This window comes from Acidaminococcus sp. CAG:542 (assembly GCF_000437815.1).
Classification (GTDB): domain Bacteria; phylum Bacillota; class Negativicutes; order Acidaminococcales; family Acidaminococcaceae; genus Acidaminococcus.
Window position 1 is genome coordinate 25,606 of sequence record NZ_FR902056.1, and the last position, 22,915, is coordinate 48,520.

Annotated in this window: 18 protein-coding genes and 1 pseudogene; 1 reads left to right on the forward strand and 18 read right to left on the reverse strand. The window is 56.8% G+C overall.

Annotation, left to right across the window (positions count from 1 at the left end; all coding sequences use genetic code 11):
• Positions 1-15: 15 nt before the first annotated feature.
• The 9 genes and pseudogenes from QVO43_RS04180 to pepV all read right to left on the reverse strand — a co-directional run.
• Positions 16-1,086: pseudogene (locus QVO43_RS04180) on the reverse strand (phosphoenolpyruvate carboxykinase (ATP)); the annotation flags it as partial.
• 164 nt (positions 1,087-1,250) lie between these two features.
• Positions 1,251-2,384: an acyl-CoA dehydrogenase family protein gene (locus tag QVO43_RS04185; protein WP_022487332.1), complete on the reverse strand. Its 1,134-nt coding sequence runs from the start codon at positions 2,382-2,384 to the stop codon at positions 1,251-1,253.
• Positions 2,385-2,441: 57 nt separating this feature from the next.
• On the reverse strand, positions 2,442-2,882 hold the full coding sequence (locus QVO43_RS04190) for a PaaI family thioesterase (protein WP_022487333.1): 441 nt from the start codon (positions 2,880-2,882) through the stop codon (positions 2,442-2,444).
• A 38-nt stretch (positions 2,883-2,920) separates the two neighbouring features.
• Positions 2,921-3,505, reverse strand: coding sequence for a 3D domain-containing protein (locus QVO43_RS04195; RefSeq protein WP_022487334.1), 585 nt, complete (start codon positions 3,503-3,505; stop codon positions 2,921-2,923).
• Positions 3,506-3,532: 27 nt separating this feature from the next.
• Positions 3,533-5,431, reverse strand: a complete 1,899-nt coding sequence (locus tag QVO43_RS04200) for a glutamine synthetase (protein WP_288174503.1) — start codon at positions 5,429-5,431, stop codon at positions 3,533-3,535.
• A gap of 354 nt (positions 5,432-5,785) precedes the next feature.
• The gene (locus QVO43_RS04205; RefSeq protein ID WP_022487336.1) at positions 5,786-6,103 is read right to left on the reverse strand and encodes a DUF3870 domain-containing protein; all 318 of its coding nucleotides are present in this window, start codon (positions 6,101-6,103) and stop codon (positions 5,786-5,788) included.
• 267 nt (positions 6,104-6,370) lie between these two features.
• Positions 6,371-7,552: a DUF819 family protein gene (locus tag QVO43_RS04210; protein WP_022487337.1), complete on the reverse strand. Its 1,182-nt coding sequence runs from the start codon at positions 7,550-7,552 to the stop codon at positions 6,371-6,373.
• A gap of 33 nt (positions 7,553-7,585) precedes the next feature.
• A complete protein-coding gene (locus tag QVO43_RS04215; protein ID WP_022487338.1) occupies positions 7,586-8,680 on the reverse strand; it encodes a dipeptide epimerase in 1,095 nt (364 codons plus the stop codon).
• A 95-nt stretch (positions 8,681-8,775) separates the two neighbouring features.
• The gene (gene pepV, locus QVO43_RS04220; protein WP_022487339.1) at positions 8,776-10,155 is read right to left on the reverse strand and encodes a dipeptidase PepV; all 1,380 of its coding nucleotides are present in this window, start codon (positions 10,153-10,155) and stop codon (positions 8,776-8,778) included.
• Positions 10,156-10,502: 347 nt separating this feature from the next.
• On the opposite strand from pepV, the gene QVO43_RS04225 reads away from it, so the two are divergent.
• Positions 10,503-11,897, forward strand: coding sequence for a serine hydrolase domain-containing protein (locus tag QVO43_RS04225; protein WP_022487340.1), 1,395 nt, complete (start codon positions 10,503-10,505; stop codon positions 11,895-11,897).
• 35 nt (positions 11,898-11,932) lie between these two features.
• Here QVO43_RS04225 and dusB read toward each other — a convergent pair whose 3' ends face one another.
• From dusB to QVO43_RS04270, 9 genes are all read right to left on the reverse strand, one after another.
• On the reverse strand, positions 11,933-12,925 hold the full coding sequence (gene dusB, locus QVO43_RS04230; protein ID WP_022487341.1) for a tRNA dihydrouridine synthase DusB: 993 nt from the start codon (positions 12,923-12,925) through the stop codon (positions 11,933-11,935).
• Positions 12,926-13,175: 250 nt separating this feature from the next.
• Complete coding sequence (locus QVO43_RS04235; protein WP_022487342.1) at positions 13,176-13,946, reverse strand: type III pantothenate kinase; 771 nt, start codon at positions 13,944-13,946, stop codon at positions 13,176-13,178.
• 221 nt (positions 13,947-14,167) lie between these two features.
• Entirely contained in the window at positions 14,168-14,728 is a 561-nt protein-coding gene (locus tag QVO43_RS04240) for a biotin transporter BioY (RefSeq protein WP_022487343.1), read from the reverse strand.
• On the reverse strand, positions 14,725-15,720 hold the full coding sequence (locus QVO43_RS04245; protein WP_022487344.1) for a biotin--[acetyl-CoA-carboxylase] ligase: 996 nt from the start codon (positions 15,718-15,720) through the stop codon (positions 14,725-14,727). The genes QVO43_RS04240 and QVO43_RS04245 overlap by 4 nt, the downstream gene beginning before the upstream one ends.
• Positions 15,721-15,872: 152 nt before the next feature.
• A complete protein-coding gene (ftsH, locus tag QVO43_RS04250; RefSeq protein WP_022487345.1) occupies positions 15,873-17,810 on the reverse strand; it encodes an ATP-dependent zinc metalloprotease FtsH in 1,938 nt (645 codons plus the stop codon).
• Positions 17,811-17,864: 54 nt separating this feature from the next.
• Entirely contained in the window at positions 17,865-18,404 is a 540-nt protein-coding gene (gene hpt / locus QVO43_RS04255; RefSeq protein ID WP_022487346.1) for a hypoxanthine phosphoribosyltransferase, read from the reverse strand.
• On the reverse strand, positions 18,388-19,440 hold the full coding sequence (gene tilS, locus QVO43_RS04260; protein WP_022487347.1) for a tRNA lysidine(34) synthetase TilS: 1,053 nt from the start codon (positions 19,438-19,440) through the stop codon (positions 18,388-18,390). Before tilS ends, hpt begins: the two co-directional genes overlap by 17 nt.
• Positions 19,441-19,495: 55 nt before the next feature.
• Positions 19,496-19,984, reverse strand: a complete 489-nt coding sequence (locus tag QVO43_RS04265; protein WP_022487348.1) for a S1 RNA-binding domain-containing protein — start codon at positions 19,982-19,984, stop codon at positions 19,496-19,498.
• A 134-nt stretch (positions 19,985-20,118) separates the two neighbouring features.
• Positions 20,119-22,695 carry a heavy metal translocating P-type ATPase gene (locus QVO43_RS04270; protein ID WP_022487349.1) on the reverse strand — a complete coding sequence of 859 codons (2,577 nt, stop codon included), beginning with the start codon at positions 22,693-22,695 and terminating at the stop codon, positions 20,119-20,121.
• Between the last annotated feature and the right edge of the window lie 220 nt (positions 22,696-22,915).

The window sequence follows — 22,915 nt, forward strand, 5'->3', positions numbered from 1 at the left end:
TTAGCCGGTAAGATAATGGTACATGGCCTGTTCTTTGGTGAGTTTGGAGATGGGAGGCAGCACCCCGAAAGCATCGGCGGTCAGGAAGATGATGTTCTTGGGATGGCCTGCCATGCTGGGCAGCTTGGCGTTGGGGATGTAGTTCAGGGGATAAGCCACCCGGGTGTTTTCCGTAATGCTGTTGTCGGAGAAATCCGGCACCCCGTTCTTGGGATCCACCACCACGTTTTCCATTACCGCACCGAACCGGACAGCCCGGTAGATTTCCGGCTGGCTGTCTTCCGTCAGGTCGATGCACTTGGCATAGCAGCCCCCTTCGATGTTGAACACCCCGTTGTCTCCCCAGCCGTGTTCGTCATCCCCGATCAGGGAACGCTGAGGATCGGCGGACAGGGTGGTCTTGCCGGTACCGGACAGGCCGAAGAACAGGGCCACATCTCCTTTGTTCCCTTCGTTGCAGGAACAGTGCATAGTCAGGATGCCCTGACGGGGCAGCAGGTAGTTCATCACGGAGAAAATGGATTTCTTCAGTTCCCCGGCGTACATGCCACCGCCGATCAGGACCACTTTCTTGTCGAAGTTCAGGATGATGAAGGTTTCAGAATGGGTATGGTCCGTGGCCGGATCCGCTTCCACGCTGGGCAGGGAGATTACCGTGAAATCTTCCTGGACGGTGCTGGGTTCATCGGTCTTGATGAACAGCTGGCTGACGAAAACGGTCTGCCAGGCCATTTCGTTGATGAATTTCACCCGGATCTGGTATTTGGGATCTGCCCCAGCCTTCACGTTCTTCACATAGACCTTGTGGGTCTTGATGAATTCTTCGCATTTGGCATAGAGCCGGTCGAAAGTTTCCTGGCTGCAGGGCTGGTTGTTGTTCCAGTTCACCACATCATGGGTCAGAGGGGTGTCCACAATGAATTTGTCCTTGGGAGAACGGCCCGTATGGGTCCCGGTGGTTACCCGCAGCGCACCCCGGTCGGAAAAGGTCCCTTCTCCGTTACGGATGGCTTCTTCAATCAATTCACGAACGCTCAAATCTCTTACAGTTTCTTTCGCTTCCGCTAACAATCCGGCACTGATCATTTGTTTTTTTCCTCTCCTATATCCATCGATTGGACTCCATAGACGGAGGAGCCGCTTTATTGTATACATAGAACATTATAAGATATTTTGCCTGCCTTGACAACAGCGGTATTCAGAAAATTACAGCAGAAAAGGGCTGCTGCCCACGCAGCAACCCCTTTTCCTCAGTACAGGATCTTGTTTGCAATGACCATCCGCTGGATCTGGTTGGTGCCTTCGTAGATCTGGAGGATCTTGGCATCCCGCATTTTCTTTTCCATGGGATAATCTTTCATGTAGCCGTAGCCGCCCATGATCTGGACCGCATCGGTAGCCACTTCCATGGCCACATCGGAAGCGAAGCATTTGCTCATGGCTGCTTCCTTGCCGAATTCCACGCCCTGGTCACGCATCCAGCAGGCTTTGTGGACCATGAGACGGGCGGTTTCCACTTTCATGGCCATATCGGCGATCATGGCCTGGACCATCTGGAAGGAAGCGATGGGCTGGCCGAACTGTCTCCGTTCCCGAGCGTAATGGGCGGCAATGTCCAGACAGGACTGGGCCAGCCCCACAGCCACAGCGGCCACGAAAGGACGGGCGCTGTCCAGAGTGTTCATGGCAATGCGGAAGCCCTGGCCTTCCCGGCCCACCCGCATGGATTCCGGAACCACCACATCTTCCAGGATCAGTTCACAGGTGTTGGAGGGACGGATCCCCATTTTGTCTTCTTTCCGGCCCACGCTGAAGCCCGGAGTGTCTTTGGGAACGATGAAAGCGGTCAGACCCCGGATGCCGCCGGTTTTCCGGGTGTTGGCGAACACCAGGAAGCTGTCGGCAATACCCCCGTTGGTGATGAACACTTTGTTCCCGTTCAGTACATAGTGATCCCCGTCTTTCACGGCTTTGGTGGCCACAGCCCCGGCATCAGAACCGGCTCCCGGTTCGGTAAGGGCGAAGGCGGCCAGTTTCCCGTCGTTGAGCAGGTCGCACTGATATTTTTTCTGTTCTTCATTGCCAGCCAGCAGAATGGGATAGGAAGCCAGTGCATTGGCGGCAATGGAGGTGGCGATGCCGGCGCAGCCTTTGCCCAGTTCTTCATAGATGGTGGCAATAGTAATGCTGTCCAGTCCAGGCCCGCCGTATTCTTCCGGAACAACCAGGTTCAGCAGGCCCATATCCCCTGCCTTCTTGAAGATTTCCGGTCTTGCATGATTTTCCCGGTCCATTTCTTCGGTATAGGGAACGATTTCCTTATCCACGAAATCCTTCACCATCGCCTGCAATTCCTGTTGCTCTTCGGTTAATGCGAAATCCATAAGGGTCCTCCTGTTTTATGGTTTATTCTCAATTTTAAGCCTAAATGTATGAATATTTTACCACTTTTTGGGTATTTCGTCAAAATGACCGATGACGAACATGGTCCCTGTTACATCGGCCATTTCCTTCCCGGTATGGTCATAGATCATTACCCGGGTCACCAGGGTGGAACGGCCGGCATGGATCAGGGAGGCTCTGGCCCAGACCTTTTCTTTGGCACTGGAATTGCTGATGAAGTTGATGGAACTGGACAGGGTGACCACCTTGCAGCCGATGCTGTAGCCCACCGCCCCCATGGCCGTATCCGCCAGGGTAAACAGGGCTCCTCCGTGGATCACTCCGTACCGGTTCCCGTGTTTGTGTTCCGGGTCCGCGTCCATGCTCAGTTCACAGTAGCCGCACTCCACTTTTTCCAGTTTCACGTCAGCCAGTTTCATGAAGCTGTTTTCTTCGAATTTTTTGACCATCCAGTTGGGGATTTCTTTTGCTGTCAGCACTGGTTCCACTCCTTTATTCCTGCTGTTTTGTCCGCTTTTTACAGTATATACACACGTACCCGCCGACGGCCCCATTCCAGCGCCTGTCCGCGGTTGTCAAAAGCCAGGTCGATCTTGTTGCCCTTGATGGCAGAGCCAATATCACAGGCAAGTCCTTCGCCGTAGCCCATTATGTACAGTCTTGTGCCCAGAGGGATCAGTACCGGATCCACTGCCACCACACCCCGGCGCATCATGGCACCTGTGTAGGTGACTCCTGTGACCCCGGGATCCTGAGGACTGTATCCTGTGGATTCCATGATCCAGATTTTCCGGAAATGACCGAAACTCAGGCCACTCTGTTTGCTCATTAAATTGTAAATGGACCAGGTCACATCCCCGGTCTGCGGTTTCCGATTCTTCTGTTGGAATTTTTTTACTGCAATCTGTGTCCCTGTTCCGAACTCTCCATCTATATCGCCGTTGTAGTAGTGCAGTTTGGACAACATAGCTTGTACTTCTTCCACCTTCTGACCCTTGGACCCCAGGACTGCCACCGGTTTTACGGCGGCAGCCCTGCCAGTCAGGGGCATCAGGAAGAGAAGCAGGAGCGCCAGCAGGAGACCAAAGGTCTTGCGTTGCACAGCGCGGCAGCCTCCTTTTCCATGATCTTACAGGATGTTGTTTTTATAATCGGTGTACAGGCCTTCCAGTTCTTCCATCTTGGCATCCAGAGTCTTCTGGAGGTCGGAAGCCTTGTCAAAGTCACCGGCAGCAAAGGCTTTGGCAATCTGGGTGAACAGGCTGGTGCTGGTGTCCGTATCTTTGGCGATCAGGACCCGCAGTTCCTGGACTCTCTGCCACATGCCGTCATCCCAGGCGGTGCTGCTTTCGCTGGTCACCGGTTTCATGGCCACCACTTTGGCCCGGTAGTCAGGGATGATGTGTTTCAGCAGTTCGGTCTGCCAACGGATCAGGGCACCCTCTTCGAAGGATTTCAGGTAAACCGGTTTGATGATGTCGCCGGCAGTGAGCACGGCCACCTTTTCCGGATACTTGTCGAAAGCCTTGCAGTTTTCCCAAACCGTTGCAGGGGGAGCTCCGAAGTATTTGTTCCGTTCTTCTTCGGTGTAGTCTTCGAATACATCGTTTTCAGAACGGTATTCTCTGTCTTTTTCCAGATAGAAGCCGTCTTCACCGGACTTCTTGGACAGTTCCGCACACAGTTCATCCGTGCTCTTGCCGGAAGCCAGGGCAGCCTTGATGCCGTCCAGGGCAGCCATGTAGAAGCCTGCCAGAGCCATGTAGGTGTTGGTGAAGGGGTTGGGAGCCCGCATTTCGAAACGGGTGGCCTTGGGGTTGTCCAGGTCGCGGATCAGGCCGGCCAGGATGGTACGGTTCCGGGAGGGGACGTCCGGAGCGATGCCCAGGGAGGTTACGATGCAGATAGGAGCTTCGAACCCGGGTTTCAGCCGTTTGAAAGCGTCGGTGGTGCAGGAAACGATGGGGTTCAGCACTTCATAGTTCTTCAGGATGCCCATCAGTGCCCCATATCCTACAGCGGACAGGAAATCTTTGGTCATGTCGGCCGGGCTCATCAGGTTGTAGAATTTGCCATCCTTGGTGAGGCAGCCCAGGCCCACATGGGTGTGTTCGCCGCTGCCGGCAACCCCCACGATGGGTTTGGCCAGGAAGGAAACTTCCAGTCCGTTGGCACGGAACACTTCCTTCACAATGGTGCGAACCAGGATTTCGTTGTCAGCAGCCTGGAGGCCGGTGGAATATTTCCAGTCGATTTCCAGCTGTTCATTGACATGGGTCATGTTGCCGTTGGCATCCAGCTGACCCCGGACACCGCCCACTTCTTTGTGGCCCATTTCCGGTTCCAGGCCATAGTAGCCCAGGATCTCCACAGCCTGTTCCAGAGCGGTACGAACGTTGCCCCGGGTACGGGCCCAGTACTGTTCCTGCATGATCTGGGAGGAGGACAGGGCTTCGGTGGAAACGTCTTCCGTAGGGGTCTTCACCCAGAATTCCAGTTCCGTAGCGGAAGTGGAAGTGATCTTTTCCACATCTTCCGGGGCAAAGGCCAGGCCGGGGACTTTCCCTTCGGCTTTCATGGCTTTCAGGATTTCATCCCCTACATAGCGGAGGGTTTCCTTCAGCAGGTACCGGGAATCCACAAATTCCCCATTGTGTTTCAGGAAACAGGGAACACGCAGGGTGCCCACCATTTTCCCGGTCTCCGGATCGATGTGTTCCATGTTGTAGTCCACGAACCAGTTCACGGACAGGTCTGCCACCATGTCCACCCGGGCATCGTTCAGAGAGGCAACCCCGGGCAGCACTACGGAAGAACCGTCAGTCTGGGCGGTATGGCTGTAGAGCATGGTTTCCATGTTGTTCAGCAGTGCGCTGATGGGTACCTTTTCGTCGGTGTCGTTGCCGGCGAAGTCAATGCCCATGAAGGACACAAATTTAATCTCAGGATGTTGAGCGAGCAGTACGCGTAAGGTTTCCGGTTCCAATTCACTGGGTTTAATCACGTAAAGCAGATCTTTTTCGTACATAATCATGTACCCCTTTCCCCTCGAAAGTTCTTTTTGAATACCTGGCCTGGACTGGAACAGAGCCCCTGTTTGCAGGTGTGTCTCCATCCCTTTTGAATCTTGCCTTACCAAAACCTGTATCCTTTGGTCTTTGATTACGTGGTTTATTATAACACAAAAGTTTCCCATCGCCTAGAGGAAAATGGGATTTTCTCGAATAATTTTATTCAGCAATATATGATTGTTCGAATTTATGTCTTTTCAAGAGAACTTTTACAATTTTTTCAGGATAAAAAGAGGTCGAATAGGGAGAACTCCGAACTTTAGCAGAGTAAAAAGGGGCTGCTGCAATGCAGCAGCCCCGGTCGCGGGCCACTACTTCCCCACTATCTGCCGGTAATGCTGGCGGGCGTCACGGTAGGCGGCCAGGATGGCCTTTCCGGAGGAGCCGAAATACCGCCGGGTCACTTCCTGTTCCAGGAACTGGGATTCCTCCAGGATGGAATGGTTCAGGAACAGTTTCCGGATGAAGTTCCGGGTCAGCTCCAGGGTGGCGTTGCAGTCCACCTCCACGATTTCCCCGGTCTGTTCCACCACCTCAAAGGCCATGTAGAACACCCCGTAGATCTTGGTAATGGCATTGTCCATATTGGTCCGGGCTTCCCCGGTAAGGTAAAGGGTTCGTTTGTCCATGTGACTGTGCTCCTTTGGTTGCACTGGTACTGTAAAGGCAGCAGGCGTCAGCCCCGGCAGATATCCGCCCTTTTCAAGGGCGGGGAACCGTTGCGCTTGCGCAATGGTGGTGGGTTAGCAGCTCTCAGGGCTGCGTTTCCCTTCAGGAGCATCTGCCTTTGGCAGATGCTCTCCTTCGACCATTGACCGCTGACTACATCCGGCCGCTGACCGCTGACAAATAAAGGGGTGCTGCACCCAACGTGCAGCACCCCTTTATTATACCAATTACGCCATCATTTTCAAAACATACCCGCAGATCAGTCCGGCGAAGTTCCCTATGGCAGCCCCCAGGACCCCCATCAGGACCCCGATGCCGGCATAGGATTCGTTGTAGGCGGACGCCACGATAGGTGCGGAGGCCGCCCCGCCGATGTTGGCCAGGGAGGCGGTGGAAACCATGCACAGATCCCAGTGGAACAGCTTGGACAGGATGTACATGCCGATCACATGGACCACCAGGATGAAGAACCCGTACACCACCCACATGGGAGCACTCAACAGGTCCGTTACGGAAGCAGTGGAAGCCAGCAGGGACACCACTGCATACAGGTACACACTGGAAAGTTCTTCCACAGCAGGGACCTTGCCCAGAGGGCTCATGGCACAAATCAGGCCCAGGACAGTGACGAACACGGTGGTCATGGTCCCTTTGTCGAACATGGCCAGTCCCACACCCTTCAGCATGGTGTTGAGAGAAGCCCCCACGCTCTGGGCAATGGCAGACACCAGCAGGGAAACACCGATCAGGAAGATCCAGTCAGCCGCCGATGCCTTTTTCTTTTCCTTGGCCACTTCCGCAGCTGCTGCATCAGCCACTGCCTGGAGTTTGGACGTATCCGCCTTCACCGAGTTGTTCCATTTGTCCGCATGTTTCACCATCAGGAGCAGCAGGGCGATCCACACGGAATAGCACACGGTATCCAGGGCCAGGGCGCAGCTGTAGGCACCCGCATCCACCGGCAGTGCCGCCTGCATGGCCGCCATGTTGGCGGAGCCCCCTACCCAGGAAGCGTACAGGGCCGCCACAGCGCCCCAGGTGTCATGGCCCAGGAAGCCTTTGAAAATGGGGTAGCCCACCACAAAGCCGATGAACAATGTCACGGAGCAGCCCAGGAAGATGGCCACCATCCGGCCTCCCAGTTTGGCCAGTTTCCGGAAGTCGCACCGAAGCAGCATCACAAAGATCATGGCATACAGCAGGTTGTTCTTCAGGGCCTTGTAGGCTGCGGACACTTCCTTGGAATGGTACAGGCCCATGGTGCAGAAAATCATGTTCAGCACATAGATCCACACCAGAGGGGGCACCAGGTTGAAGATCTTCCACTTGGTATACTTTTCCAGTGCCAGCAGGACCCCTGCCAGGCACATGAGGAAGGCAATGTAGGTAAAACCGTTGGTGATGACCATAGAAATCTCCCCTTTCTTTTCCCCGTCAGGAGGCTAGTCGTCCAGATACCGGATGCCCCGGACCCCGGTGACACCCAGCCCCGGCCCGTCGCTGACCGTGATTTCCTTTTCGTTGAAGACGGCGCCGCCTTCCACCGGATCTTCGGAACAGAGCACCGGCCCGTCCAGATCCACCCGGGTAATGATTTTCCGGGCACAGGCCAGGTGCACCGCCGCATTGACGCTGACCTTGGCCTCCAGCATGCATCCGATCATGCACTCCACCCCGCAGACTTCCGCCAGGGTGGCGATTTTCAGGGCGTTGGTAAGACCGCCGCATTTCATCAATTTGATGTTGATCAGGTCCGCCGCCTGCATCTGGACGATTTTCAGAGCGTCCTCTACGGAGAACACCGCTTCGTCGGCCAGTACCGGCACATAGGACCGTTCCGTGACGTATTTCAGCCCTTCCAGGTCGTGGGCCTTTACCGGCTGTTCCACCAGTTCGATATCCAGGCCCTTTTCCTGCATCTGGTTCAGCAGGCGTACTGCCTGTTTGGGGCTCCAGGCCTGGTTGGCATCGATGCGGATCCGGATGTCCGGCCCCACAGCCTTCCGGATGGCGGCCAGCCGGGCCACATCCAGGGACGGATCGATGCCCACCTTCACTTTCAGGGTGTCATAGCCCCGTTCCAGGGCATTCACTGCATCCCGGGCCATTTCTTCTGGGGGATTCACGCTGATGGTGATGTCCGTAACGATCTTGTTCCGGGCGCCTCCCAGCATTTTGTACACCGGAATCCCGTACTTCTTGCCGTACAGGTCCCACAGGGCCATGTCCGCCGCAGCCTTGGCACTGGAATTCTTCACGATGCAGTCCTGGACCGCCCGGGTGATATCTTCGAAGTCATCCACGTCCCGGCCCACCAGGGTCTTGCTGATATGATCCTGGAAGGCGCCAATGATGGCTCCGGTGGTATCTCCGGTAATGACTCCCGTTGGGGGCGCTTCCCCGAATCCCACCTCACCGGTATCCGTGTGGATCTCCACAATGATATCCTCCACACTGTTGACCTGCCGCAAAGCGGTTTTGAACGGTACCCGAAGGGGAACGGAAATCCGTCCCAGGCGAACTTTCGTGATTTTCATTGGCTTTCCCTCCTTAATTGCACAACCATTGTTCTTCATTGAAAGCCAGCGAGACTGGCTTCCTCCGGCCGCTGACCGTTGACAGCTGACCGCCTTTATTTCGCCAGCCGGTACAGAGCCTCCGCATAGATCTTGGCGTTGAGCACCAGTTTGTCGATTTCCCAGTATTCATTAGGCAGGTGTTCCCGCACTGCATCCCCCGGGAAAATAGGCCCGAAGGCCACAATATTGGGGATGCTCTTGGCGTAGGTGCCGCCTCCGATGCAGATGGTCTTCGGTTCAAAGTCCGTCAGTTCTCCGTACACCTGGAGCAGGGTCTGGATGTAGTCGGTTTTGGGATCCACATACAGGGATTTCTTGTGGGTTTCGCCGACCTTCCGGAACCCGGCTTCTGCGAACTGGGCATCCAGTTTGGGAGCACAGTCCTCATAGGATTTGGTCACCGGATACCGGTAGTTGATCTTCAAGGTCAGTTTCCCAGCGTCTCCGGCAATAACCCCCAGGTTGAAGGACAGCTTCCCGGAATCCGGATCCTCCAGGCAGATGCCCAGGGATTCCCCGTGGATCTCCGTACCGATCTTTTGACCCAGGAACGCCAGTGCCTGATGGAGATCATCCCCAAAGGGCAGTTCCGCCAGAGCAGCCAGGAGACGGCCGATGGCATTTTCTCCCTTTTCCGGAGAAGCTGCATGGGCCTGGACTCCCTGGGCAGTGACTTTCAACCCTTCCGGGATTACTTCCCACTGGACCTTGGGATCCTTTTCTCCATATTTTTCCAGGATCTTGGCGGCTTCTGCAGGCGCGCACTGGATGGTGGCGGAAGCCAGGGCCGGCACCACGTTGAAGGCGGAGCCCCCTTTGATTTCCTTCAGAACCAGACCACCCTCCTGGGTGTAGGCCCGTTCAAAGGTTACGTTGATGATGCCTTTTTCCCCGTTGATCACCGGGTATTCTCCATCGGGGGTGAACCCGCACACAGGGATTTCCCCGCCTTTTTCCAGGTAATGCTTCATGTCCTGGCTGCCGGTTTCCTCGTTGGTACCAAAGAGGATCCGGATCCGCCGTTTCAGGGGAGCCCCGCTGTCCTTCAGGGCCTTCAGGGCATAGAGGGCGGCGGTGGTGGGGCCTTTGTCATCCATGGTGCCCCGGCCGTAGACGTTTTCTCCGTCCGCTTCCCCGCTGTAGGGATCCTTCGTCCAGCCGTCCCCTTCCGGCACCACATCCAGATGCCCCAGGACGGCTACCATTTCCGGTCCTTCCCCGTATTCACACCAGCCCATATAGTTGTCCACATTTTCCGTGCGGAAGCCCATTTTGGCCGCTTCTTCCAGCATATAGGCCAGGCATCGGGCCGGACCTTCCCCGAAAGGCTTGCCGGGCACAGCCGGTTCCTGGACACTTTTGATCCGGACGGCTTCCTGCAGGGTTTTCACCATGGCTTCCCGATTGTTGTCTACCAGTTTTGCTAAATTCATTGTACGACCTCCTGATGTTTTTCCCTCAGAGCCTGCTGCCGGGGTACAAAAAAGCCCAGCAAAGGCGCAGCAAAACCACTCTGCCCCATGCTGGGTCTCACAATGCTCCCTGAGCTATTGGCCATAGCCCACACAAAATGAAACAGCATTCTCTATGGGTCTTACAACTTAAGTTTACCGTATCCGCCCGTCTACTGTCAATGAAGTATTCCGATTTTTTAACATTATATAGTATGCTGTATACATGTTGACTGTCTTTTTGTTCACCGGTATAATGGGTACTGGTAGTGACGGAAAAGCCTGATTTTTCCGTCGAAATTCCGGAACTGTTCAAAGGAGGTCTTTTTATGCAAACGAAGCACCATCTGAAATGGCTGGCGGCCCTGGGGCTGTGTGCCGCCGTGCTCATGCCCCAGTACGCCCTGGCCCGGAAGGCCATGGATCCCAAGGCGGCCAAAGCCCTGTCCGCCCAGCTGGATGAAATGGTGGGCCATGACGGCACCCATGTACCCGGTCTGGGAGTGGAAGTGTACAAGAACGGAAAGAAAGTCTACACCCATTTTGCCGGACACCGGTATTTTGCAGAAAAGCCCGGCCAGAAAGACCTGCCCATCACTCCGGATACCCGGTTCCGGGCGGCCTCCGTCTCCAAGATGTTCACCGGCTTTACCATCATGCAGCTGGTGGATGAGGGGAAGCTCCGGCTGGACCAGGATGTAAGCGAGATCCTGGGCTTCCCTCTCCGGAATCCCAACTATCCGGACACCCCCATTACCGTCCGGATGCTCCTAAGCCACACCTCCAGTCTCCGGGACGGGAAGCTCTATGCCATTCCCCCGGAATACTCCGTCCGGGAATTTTTCGTGAAGGACGGGAAGTTCTATGAAAACGGGGACCATTTTGCTCCCGCCGGCCAGGCTCCCCGGGAATACTTCAAGTACTCCAACATCAACTACGGCCTTCTGGGTACCATCATCGAAAAAGTCACCGGGGAACGGTTCGATCTGTACCAGAAAAAGCACATCCTGAAGGACCTGGACATCAAGGCGGACTACACTGTGGGGAACCTTTCCAAAGGAGCCTTCAAAAACCTGGGGGTGATCTACCAGAAGAACAGCAATGGGAAATGGGATGAACAGGGGCCCTGGATCCCTCAGATTGATGACTACCAGGGGAAACAGCCTCCCAAAGACCAGGTGAAGGTCCAGAACCCGGACCACCGGGACCTGGATGCCTTCTACAGCCTGAAGGACTACCAGCCCGGCACCAACGCCACCTTCTTCTCCCCGCAGGGGGGCCTGCGGATCTCCTACGACGAACTGGGCCATGCCCTCCAGATGGTCCTGAACAACGGGAAGTACAAAGGTAGACAGGTGCTCCGGCCCGGGGCCCTGCGGGAAATGATGACCACCCAGTGGACCTGGGATCCGGCCAGGAAGAACGGGAACACCTACGGAGGCTCCATCGAGGCCTACGGCCTGGCCATGTATCCCATCAAGGGCAGCGGCACCTCCCGGGTGGTGAAAGACCATGAACTGGACCTGTGGGGCCACACCGGGGAAGCCTACGGCCTCCTGTCCGGCCTGTTCGTGGTCCCCGGCACCAAAAACGGGTTCATCTACATGATGAACGGAGAAGCGGTGGCCGAAGACGAGGACCCCAGGAGCGAAGGAAAATTCAGCGGGAACTATGTGTGGGAAGAGAATATCATGAATGCCATTTGTGACAAGGCGTTCTTTTGAAAAAAGGGACTGTGAAAAAATGATTTCTCATTTTTTCACAGTCCCTTTTCCAATTCCCCCTCATACTCCTCCAGCACCTGCTCAAAGGCTTCTTTTGTCAGGCACTGGTTGATGGCGTTCCGGTAGTGGGCGCTGTGAGAGAGACCAGTGAAGTAGCAGGCTCCATGGTGGCGCATTTCCCGGATGGCCACTTTTTCTCCCTTGAAGGCAATCAGGTCCCGGAGATGGCGCCGGACCATGGCAAACCGTTCCTCCAGGGTCACGGCTGGAATGGGTTTCCCGGCCAGGGCCGCCTTCACTTCCCGGAAGATCCAGGGATTTCCCTGGGCTCCCCGGGCGATCATGATTCCGTCACAGTGGGTGGTCTCCCACAGGGCCAGAGCATCCCGGGCGGTGAACACATCTCCGTTCCCCAGTACGGGAATGGACACGGCCTCCTTGACCTGGCGGATAATGTCCCAGTCCGCCTTTCCGCTGTAGAACTGCCCCCGGGTACGGCCATGGACTGCCACTGCCGCCACGCCGGCCTTTTCTGCCAGTCGTGCGATCTCCACCGCATTCCGGTGTTCCTCATCCCAGCCGGCCCGGAACTTCACCGTCACCGGCAGGTCCACCGCATCCACCAGAGCCGCCAGACAGGCATAGGCCCGTTCGGGGTCCTTCATCAGGGCGGACCCTTCCCCATTGGCCACGATTTTGTGCACCGGGCAGCCCATGTTGAAGTCGATGATGTCCGCCCCGTGTTCCGCCACGATTTTCGCACCCCGGGCCAATTCCTCCGGCACCGAACCGAACAGCTGGATGGCCACCGGATGCTCCCGGGGATCCACTTCCAACATGGCAAAGGTCTTGGGGTTCCTGAACAGCAAAGCCTTGGCGCTGACCATCTCCGAAACCGTGTAATCCGCCCCCAGCTCCCGGCAGATCACCCGGAAAGGAAGATCCGTAACCCCGGCCATAGGGGCAAGGGCGATGGGGAGCCGGGTCGGGAGGAGGGTTTGCAGCGTTTTTTCGATGTGAGTTGTCATTTAGGAGTGCTCCTTTACTGATTGTCAATGGCCGAATGAAAGCAGGAAGCAGCAATTCACTGCTTCCTGCTTTTGAATCTGTTCCTTGTAAAGAACTGTCTGAAAGAAAGCCAAGGCGAAAACTCAATAACAACTGAGTTTCCACTTACAGACAGGAACAGTCATTCCGTTTTCAATTTTTCAAAGCCAACGAAAGTTGGCTTCCTTCGGCCATTGACCATTGACAGCTGACCGCGACCCGCGACCGCCTTTATTTATTCATCTCATGCAGAATCCGCAGGCCTTCCAGGGTGAGGAAGGGTTCTACTACGTCCACCTGGTCGGATTCGCTGGCCATCAGTTTGCCAAAGCCTCCGGTGGCTACTACAAAGGCCTGGCCTCCCAGTTCTTTTTTTATCCGGGTGATCAGGCCGTCCATCTGGCCCACAAAGCCGTAAATCACGCCGGACCGCATGGCGTGAATGGTGTCCCGGCAGATTGCCTTGGGGGGCTTGATCAGTTCGATCCGGGGCAGCTTGGCCGCTTTCTGGAACAGGGCTTCAGTGGAAATGCCAATGCCCGGGGCAATGGCGCCACCCAGGTATTCCCCGGCAGGGGTCAGGGCGCAGAAGGTGGTGGCGGTGCCGAAGTCGATGATGATCAGATTCCCCTTGTCCCCGTACATGTTGTGGGCAGCCACTGCGTTGACGATCCGGTCGGCCCCGATCTGGGAGGGATCATCGTAATCCAGTTTCAGACCGGTTTTGATTTCGCTGGTGACCACAAAGGGAGTGATGCTGAAGAAACGCTTGCACATGTTGCACAGGGGTACCAGAAGAGGCGGCACTACGGTGGAAATGATGATGTTTTCGATATCCTTCATATCCATACCGCTGTAGGCAAACATGCTGCCCAGGATGATGCCGAATTCATCGGAAGTCCGGGAGCGGCTGCTGGAAATTCTCCAGTGTGCCTGCCAGGTATTGCCGTCGTGAACCCCTACTACGATGTTGGTGTTGCCAACATCCATGACCATTAACATGGTGAAAACCCTCCATATCGGTTTCTAGAATGACCGGCCTGGGAATCCCTCAGAAGCACCCTGCAGCAGGGCTCCCGGCATTCTCTCTCCGTACAGGTCCGGTCCATAAACGACTTTATTATAGGGGCAACGGGGGGAGTTGTCAAGGAAAAGGGGGTAATGCTGTATGTTCCATACAGCATTACCCCCTTTGTCAGCGGTCAACGGTCAATTGACCGTCTTTACTCCCACATCCCCCCTGCCTTCAGGGCCCGGCGGATGCGGGTGCCCAGGAAGGCGGTGATCAGGGCTTTTACGATGTCCAGGGGCAGGAAGGGAGCCACGGACAGAGCCAGGGTCTTTTCCCAGGTCATGGGCTTGTGGAGGAAAAAGGCGAAGCTCAGTTTAAAGCCGATGGCTCCGATGATGTAGCACACCACCGTCACCCCGGCCAGGGCCAGGAAGTTCTTCCACAGGCTGTCCCCGGCCCAGGATCCCCGGCTGACCTTCCCGGCCAGCCATGCCACCACCGGGAAGCTGAGGATGAAGCCCCCGGTGGGCCCTGCCAGCATGACGATGCCGGCCTGGCCCTGGTTGAATACGGGCAGCCCCACACAGCCCAGGACCATCCATACCAGCACGCTGGCCAGTCCCCACACCGGTCCCAGCAGGAACCCGGCCAGGAGCACCATCAGAGTCTGGAGGGTCACCGGCACCGGTCCCAGGGGAATAGTCACATAGGAACTGAGGATGATCAGGGCGGTGAACAGCCCGGCTCCCATCATGTTTCTGGTCCGGTTCATGCGTATTTCCCCTTTCCCTGGGCCGGACGAATGGAAACATCCCCGGCCAGGACGGTTTCCACCGTACCGTCCTCTTTCTTCACCTGGAGAGCCCCGGTATCATCGATGTCCAGGGCCGTCCCCACATAGGTCTTGTCCGGTGCGATCACCTTCACCTGTTTTCCCAGGGTGATGGAATATTTCCGCCACTGGTCCAGGATGGGGCCGAACCCTTCCCGGCAGGCAAGGTCATAATAGTATTCCAGATAATCCAGCACCTTGGCCAGGAGAGCCACCCGGTCCACCGGTTTTTCCGCTGCATCGGCAATGGAAATGGCGGCGGCCCGGAGTTCTTCCGGCACCATCTCTTTGGGCACGCACACATTGATGCCGATGCCCACCACCAGATAGTTGATGTGGCCGAATTCCGCACTCATTTCCGTAAGGATCCCCACCAGCTTCTTCCCGTTCAGCAGCACATCGTTGGGCCACTTGATCCGGGCATCCACCTGGCAGACTTCCCGGATGGCCCGGACCACCGCCACGGCGCTGAGCAGGGTCATTTTGGGGGCTTCCTGGGGCAGGAAGGCGGGCTTCAGCAGCAGGGAGAACCACAGGCCCTTGCCTTTGGGACTGAACCAGCCCCGGGCCAGCCGTCCCTTGCCCCCGGTCTGTTCTTCCGCCACACAGACGGTTCCGTCGGCGGCGTTTTTGTCCGCCAGCTTCTTCAATACTTCGTTGGAGCTGGTGACGCTTTCCTCATAACAGATGGACCGGCCCACGAACCGGGTATGGAGATGGGCCATGATTTCCGAAGGCAGCAGTTTGTCCGGCACGGAAGTGAGCACATAGCCTTTTTTGGTGAACGCTTCGATGCCGTAGCCTTCCTTTTTCAGGGTCTGAATATGCTTCCAGATGGCCGTCCGGGTAATTCCCAGCTGTTTGGCCAGTTCCTCGCCGGAAACCGGTTCCGGCGCTTTTTTACGAAGGATGTTCAGGATTTCAGTACGCATGACAGTCTTCCTTTCGTTCCCTGTTGGGAGAAGTATGTTAACGCAATTGCTTGGATAAAGGGCTGTTGCCTGAGCAACAGCCCTTTCTTGTCAGCAGTCAACAGTCAGCGGTCAGCGGCCGTTGACAGGCTGCTGCCAAGGCAACAGCCTTTTTACGCCTGAGGCACTTCTTTCGGTACCGGCGCCATCACGGGTTCTTCGGCCGGTTCTTCGGCTGGGACCGGTCCGATGGGGGCCGGGGTACCGTCGGCGGGCTTCTTGGGTTCTTCCTGAGGCGGCACTTCGCCTTTTTCCAGGATATGGCCGTATTTCAGCAGTTCCTGGATCTCGTGGCCTTCCAGGGTCTCCCGTTCCATCAGGTTCTGGGCGATCAGGTGCAGCTTGTCCATATGGTCGGTGAGCAGCTTCACGGTGCCTTCGTAGGCTTCGTCGATGAACCGGCGGATTTCCCCGTCGATCTGGGCTGCCACTTTTTCACTGTAGTCGTTCTGCCGACCGATGTCCCGGCCCAGGAACACCTGTTCCTGCCGGTGGCCGAAGGTCACAGCCCCCAGCACATCGCTCATGCCGTATTCGCAGGTCATCCGCCGGGCCAGTTCCGTAGCCCGCTGGAGGTCGCTGCTGGCCCCGCTGGAAATCTCATGGAGCACCAGGGCTTCCGCCACACGGCCCCCCAGGAGCACCTTCAGCTGATCCAGCATTTCACTGCGGGTGGCATAATACCGGTCTTCCGTAGGCAGGCTCAGGGTATAGCCACCGGCACGGCCTCTGGGGATGATGGTCACCTTGTGCACCGGATCCGTATGGTCCAGCAGCATCCCCACCAGGGTATGGCCCCCTTCATGGTAGGCGGTGAGCTTCTTCTCTTCGTCGGTGATCACCCGGCTCTTCCGTTCCGGACCCATCATCACCCGTTCCGCGGCTTCTTCCAGGTCGCTCATGGTGATGGTCACCTGGTTGTGCCGTGCGGCCAGCAGGGCCCCTTCGTTCACCAGGTTGGCCAGGTCAGCCCCGGTAAAACCCGGGGTCTGCCGGGCAATGACTCCCAGATCCACAGAAGGATCGATGGGTTTGCCTTTGGTGTGGACCCGGAGGATGGCCCGGCGTCCCCGGATATCCGGCTTGTCCACCACAATCTGCCGGTCGAACCGGCCCGGACGCAGCAGTGCCGGATCCAGGATATCCGGACGGTTGGTGGCGGCAATCATGATGATCCCTTCGTTGGCACCGAACCCGTCCATTTCCACCAGCAGCTGGTTCAGGGTCTGTTCCCGTTCATCATGGCCCCCGCCCAGGCCGGCGCCTCTCTGGCGGCCTACGGCATCGATTTCGTCAATGAACACAATGCAGGGAGCGTTTTTCTTGGCCTGGTCGAACAGGTCACGGACACGGGAGGCCCCCACCCCCACGAACATTTCCACAAAGTCAGATCCGGAGATGCTGAAGAAAGGCACCCCCGCTTCCCCGGCCACGGCTTTGGCCAGGAGGGTCTTCCCGGTACCGGGAGGTCCGTAGAGCAGCACCCCTTTGGGGATCTTGGCTCCCAGCTGGTTGTACTTCTGGGGGGCCTTCAGGAATTCCACCACTTCTTCCAGTTCCTGTTTGGCTTCATCAGCCCCGGCTACATCCTTGAAGGTGACCCGGCTCTTGCCGTCCCCATAAAGCTTGGCCTTGCTCTTGCCGAAGCTCATGACCCGGCTGCCGCCCCCCTGGGCGTTGTTCATCATGAAGAACCAGAGGATCACGATGACAACCATGGGCAGGAGAGAAGTCAGGATATTGCTGAGCATGGAAGGCTGGGGCGGCAGTTCCGCCTTGATTTCCACATCCCGGGCCCGGAGGGTATCCACCAGTTTGTCATCCCGGGGCGCAATGGTGGTGAAGTCGGCACCGTTTTTAAGCTTGCCTTTGATCACCGAATTGTCCACAATGGTTACACTCTTCACTTCATCCTGCTGGACTTCCTTGATGAAGTTGCTGTAGCTCATTTCGTTCTTGGGAGTGCTGGAGGCATTGTAATAATCGTAAATCCAGACCCCTACAATGACAATGAGCAGGTAAAATACCAGATTACGGATAAACTTACTCACACTAGAGCTCCTTTCCTGTCTGAACCATTCCGGGAAGGACCGGCAGACATGGAATTATTTTTCATAGACGGACCGTTTCAGGATACCGATATAGGGCAGGTTCCGGTATTCTTCGTCGTAATCCAGACCGAAGCCCACCACGAATTCATCGGGAATCTCGAACCCGGCATAGTCCGGCAGCACCTTCACCAGCCGGCGTTCTTTCTTGTCCAGCATGGCTGCCACTTTCAGGGTCTTGGGGTTCCGGTTCCGGAACAGTTCTCCCACTTCCTTCAGGGTGAGTCCGGTGTCGATCACATCGTCCACCAGCAGCACGTTTTTGCCGGCGATGTTCCGGGAGGTATCATAGTCGATATCCACTTTGCCGGAAGATTTGGTGCCGGAACCGTAGGAAGAGGCCTTGATGAAGTCGATCCGCACTGGCACGGTGATGTGCTGGGTCAGTTCCGTAAGGAAATAGGCAGCCCCCTTCAAAAGGCCGATGACCACCAGTTCTTCTCCGGCATAATCCTTGCTGATCTGGGCGCCCATTTCAGCGATCCGGGCTTTTAAGGTTTTCTCATCAATCAGGACTCTTTCAAGATTTTCGTTCATTTCTCTGACGCTCCTTTTGTGCTAGCTTGGCGGCCCGTTCTTCTTCCCGGGACCGCTGGTTTTTTCCCACCATCAGCCGGCCGTTCAGATAGATCAGCCGGACACCGCCGGGGACATCCATGGACTTGTTGCCCACGCCCCGTTCAATCATTTCCAATATTTTGCGGACATGATCATAACTCATTTCCGCTCCGCCCACCCGACGGACCAGGATCCGGATCACCCGGCTCTGGAGAGCCAGGGGCAGGGCGGCAAAATCCTTCTCCACCTTGATATCCCAGGTGTCGAATACTTCCCGGCCGTAGGCACCGATGTACCGACCGGCCAGTTTTTCCAGATAGGCCTCATCGCTGGCAGCCAGAGCCGCCGCCTGGGCCAGCTGCTTCCGGATCTGGGGATTCTGGGTCTCCAGAAGGGGCAGCAGGGTCTTCCGGACCCAGTTCCGCTTCAGGCTCTGGTCCTCATTGGAACTGTCCTCACACCAGGCAAGGCCCATTTCCTCACAGTAGGCTTCCGTATCCCGCCGGGTGATTTCCAGAAAGGGACGGGCCAGATATCCGCTTACCGGCAGCATTCCCCGCATCCCCCGGGTACCGGCGCCCCGGACCAGATTCAGGAGCACGGTTTCCGCCTGGTCATCCTGATGATGGGCCAGGAAAATGGCAGCGGCACCGGTTTCCTGCCGGACCTTTTCCAGGGCTCCATACCGGAGCTTCCGGGCCGCCTCCTCCAGGGAAAGCCCTTCCCCTTCCGCCAGGGACCGGACATCCACGTCCACCCGCCGGAAGGCCAGGCCCCGGTTCCGGCAGTACTCTTCCGCCTGCCGGGCATCCTGTTCCGCTTCCTCCCCCCGGAGATGGTGCTGGACATGGACTGCCAGCACATCCACCCCGTCTTCTTCTCCCTGTGAGGCCATCACATCGGTGAGGCACAGGGAATCCGCTCCGCCGCTTAAGGCGGCGATGACTTTCGTCCCCGGTTTCCACAGGGGGGACTGGGCCACCAGCTGCCGCAGGCTGTTTTCCAAAATACTCAACGTTTTCACCTTCTAATTAAAAAAGGTACTTCCGAGGAAGTACCTTTTGTGTTCATCAATCTCCTCTGCGAGCACCACGGCCGCCCCGTTTGGACTCCGTATTCCGTTTCAGATCCAGCAGACGATCATCGCTTTCCTTCAGGAACCGGGAAAGCTTGTCCTCGAAGCTCATGGGACCCTGGGCCCGGGGAGCTCCATGGAAGGGTTTGCTCTCGAACCGCTTCTTCCCTTCGAACCGTTTGTTTTCGAAGTGTCTGTTTTCAAAATGTCTGTTTTCTCCCGCCGGTTTCCGTTCCGGTGCAGGAGCAGGAGGCATCAGGGCTTTCAGGGACAGGCCGATTTTCCCCTTGTCGTCAATGGAAACCACCTTGACGGTAACCTTATCCTTTACCTTGAGGAAATCATGTACATCTTTGACGAAGACATTGGAAACCTCAGAAATGTGAATCAGACCAACCTTATTTTCGGGCAATGACACAAAAGCACCAAAATTCGTAATCCCGGTGACAATACCATCAACAACTGCGCCTTTTTCCAAAGCCATAAGTCAAAGACATCCTCCTTTAATCAGTGGGTATTACGTTAACCATTATACCGTTGTTAACGAATTTTCGTCAAGAGGGAAAAGGGGCTGCCGCATGCGCAACAGCCCCTTTTGTCAATGGTCAACAGACATCTTTATGCTTCCTTCCCCTCATACTCATACCCCGCCTTCAGGATGGCGCTTTTGAAGTCGTTTTCGGGGACGTTCCGGGTTTCGGTGACTTCCACGGTGCCGGAGGTGTGGTCGGCTTTGGCGCTGGTGACCCCTTCCAGGCCTTCCAGGGCTTTCTTTACCCGGCCTTCGCAGTGGGCGCACATCATGCCCTTCACTTTCAGAGTCACGGTGGTGCCGTCTGCAGCTGGTACCGGGCAGGCAGCAGGCTGAGGCGCCAGGTCCGCTTTTTCCACCACAGCCGCAGCCGGGTTCTTCCGTTTCTTGTCATGGCTGGCATCATGGAGCTTGAACAGGTTCAGCCGCAGGGCATTCATGCACACGGTGAAGCTGGAAATACTCATGGCCGCCGCCCCCACCATGGGGTTCATCTTGTAGCTGAACAGCCCGGCTGCCAGAGGGATGCAGATGACATTGTAGAAGAAGGCCCAGAACAGGTTCTCGTGGATGTTGGTCACGGTGCCCCGGCTCAGCCGCACCGCTGCGGATACGTCCGTGAGCCGGCTGTTCATCAGCACGATGTCGGCAGAATCGATGGCCACGTCCGCTCCGGCACCGATGGCGATACCGATGTCTGCCCGGGTGAGAGCCGGCGCATCGTTGATGCCGTCCCCTACCATGGCCACCAGGCCTCCGGCTTTCTGGAGTTCCCGGATCACCGTTTCCTTGCCTTCCGGCAGGACCCCGGCCACCACTTTGTCCACCCCGGCCTGACGGCCGATGGCTTCGGCAGTCCGCTGGTTGTCCCCGGTGACCATGACCACTTCGATGCCCATGTTCTGGAGTTCCTTGATGGCCTTGGCGGAATCTTCCTTGATCACGTCAGCCACGGCGATCATCCCGGCCAGCTTCCCGTCTTTGGCGAACACCAGGGGTGTCTTGCCCTGACCGGCCAGTTCCGCTCCTTTGGCTTCCATGGCGTCATCCAGGGCCCCCAGGCTCTTCAGAAAGCTCAGGCTTCCGCCAATGAGTTTCTTCCCTTTCTGGATCACCTGGAGTCCGTTCCCGGGCAGAGCCTGGAAATCATCCACAACGTCTGCTCTGAGACCTTTGGCTTCCGCTTCTTCCACTACGGCTTTGGCCAGGGGATGTTCGGATTTCTGTTCCAGGTCATAGGCCAGCTGGAGCAGGCTTTCTTTGGTATAGCCTTCCGCCGGCACCACATCGGTTACCTTGGGCTGGCCTTTGGTAATGGTCCCTGTTTTGTCCAGAGCCACCACTGCCACTTTCCCGGCGTTTTCCAGGGAAGAGGAGGTCTTGAACAGGATGCCGTTCTTGGCCCCTACCCCGCTGCCCACCATAATGGCTACAGGAGTGGCAAGCCCCAGGGCGCAGGGGCAGGCGATGACCAGCACGGCGATGCCCCGGGCAATGGCGGAGCCCAGAGGAGCTCCGGCGATCAGCCAGCCGAGGGTGGTGACCAGGGCGATGCTGATGATGGCCGGCACGAACACGGCGGAAACCTTATCGGCAATCCGGGCAATGGGAGCCTTTGTGGCCGCCGCATCGCTGACCAGTTTGATGATCTGGCTCAGGGTGGTGTCTTCCCCTACCCGGGTGGCTTCACATTCCAGGTACCCGGACTGGTTGATGGTGGCGGTGGAAACCTTGTCTCCGGGCTTCTTGTCCACCGGCAGGCTTTCCCCGGTCAGGGCGCTTTCGTTGACGGCGGAATTGCCCTTGACCACCACCCCGTCCACCGGGATGTTTTCTCCGGGACGGACGGCGAAAATGTCCCCTTTCTGGACTTCATCGATGGAGACGGTGACTTCCTTCCCGTCCCGGATCAGCACAGCGGTCTTGGGAGCCAGCTTCATGAGCCCTTTCAGGGCATCGGTGGTCCGGCCCTTGCTCATGGCTTCCAGCATCTTCCCCAGGGTGATCAGGGAAGGGATCATGGCTGCGGTTTCAAAGTACAGGTCGTGCATGTACATGTGGTGGAGTTCTTCGAAGGGCGTTCCGTGGGCGGTCAGGAAGGTGATATCATAGAACACCGCCAGGCTCCACAGGAAGGAAACGGAAGAACCCAGGGCCACCAGGGTATCCATATTGGGAGCCCCGTGGAACAGGGTCTTGAAACCGCTGGTGTAAAAGTCCTTGTTGATGTACATGACGATAATGGCCAGGAGCATCTGGGTAAGCATCAGTCCCAGATGGTTCCCGTCCAGCAGAGCGGGCACCGGCCACCCCAGCATGTTGTGGCCCATGGTGATGTACATGAGCAGGAACAGGAACCCCAGGGAGGTAACCAGCCGCCGGCGGAGCCGGGGCGTCTCATGGTCCTTCAGGGCTTCTTCATCGGCGGCCAGCTTTTCCGCCACTCCCTGTTTGGCCTGGGCGGCTCCTTTGACGGAAGCCCCGTAGCCTGCGTCCTCCACGGCCTTGATAATATCCCCATCGGAGGCGGTCCCTTCCACCCCCATGCTGTTGGTCAGGAGGGAAACCGATACCCCGGTGACCCCGGGAACCCCGGCCACCGCCTTTTCCACATGGGCCTGGCACGAAGCACAGGTCATGCCTGTTACTATATATTGTTTCATAACCGATCCTCTCTTTCTATACCCTACCAGGGTATCCTTCTTTCATGGTCATATCATACTCTGTTGGGGGATATTTGTCAAGAGAAAAAGGGGGGTGTGAAAAATTCACACCCCCCTGTCACTGGCCTCTTGTCACTGGTCACTGGATAAAGAAAGGCAGCCGGGCTGCGGCTGTCTTTCATTGTATGAAGCTGGCTCGGACGCGCCTTTGGCTTGTCCT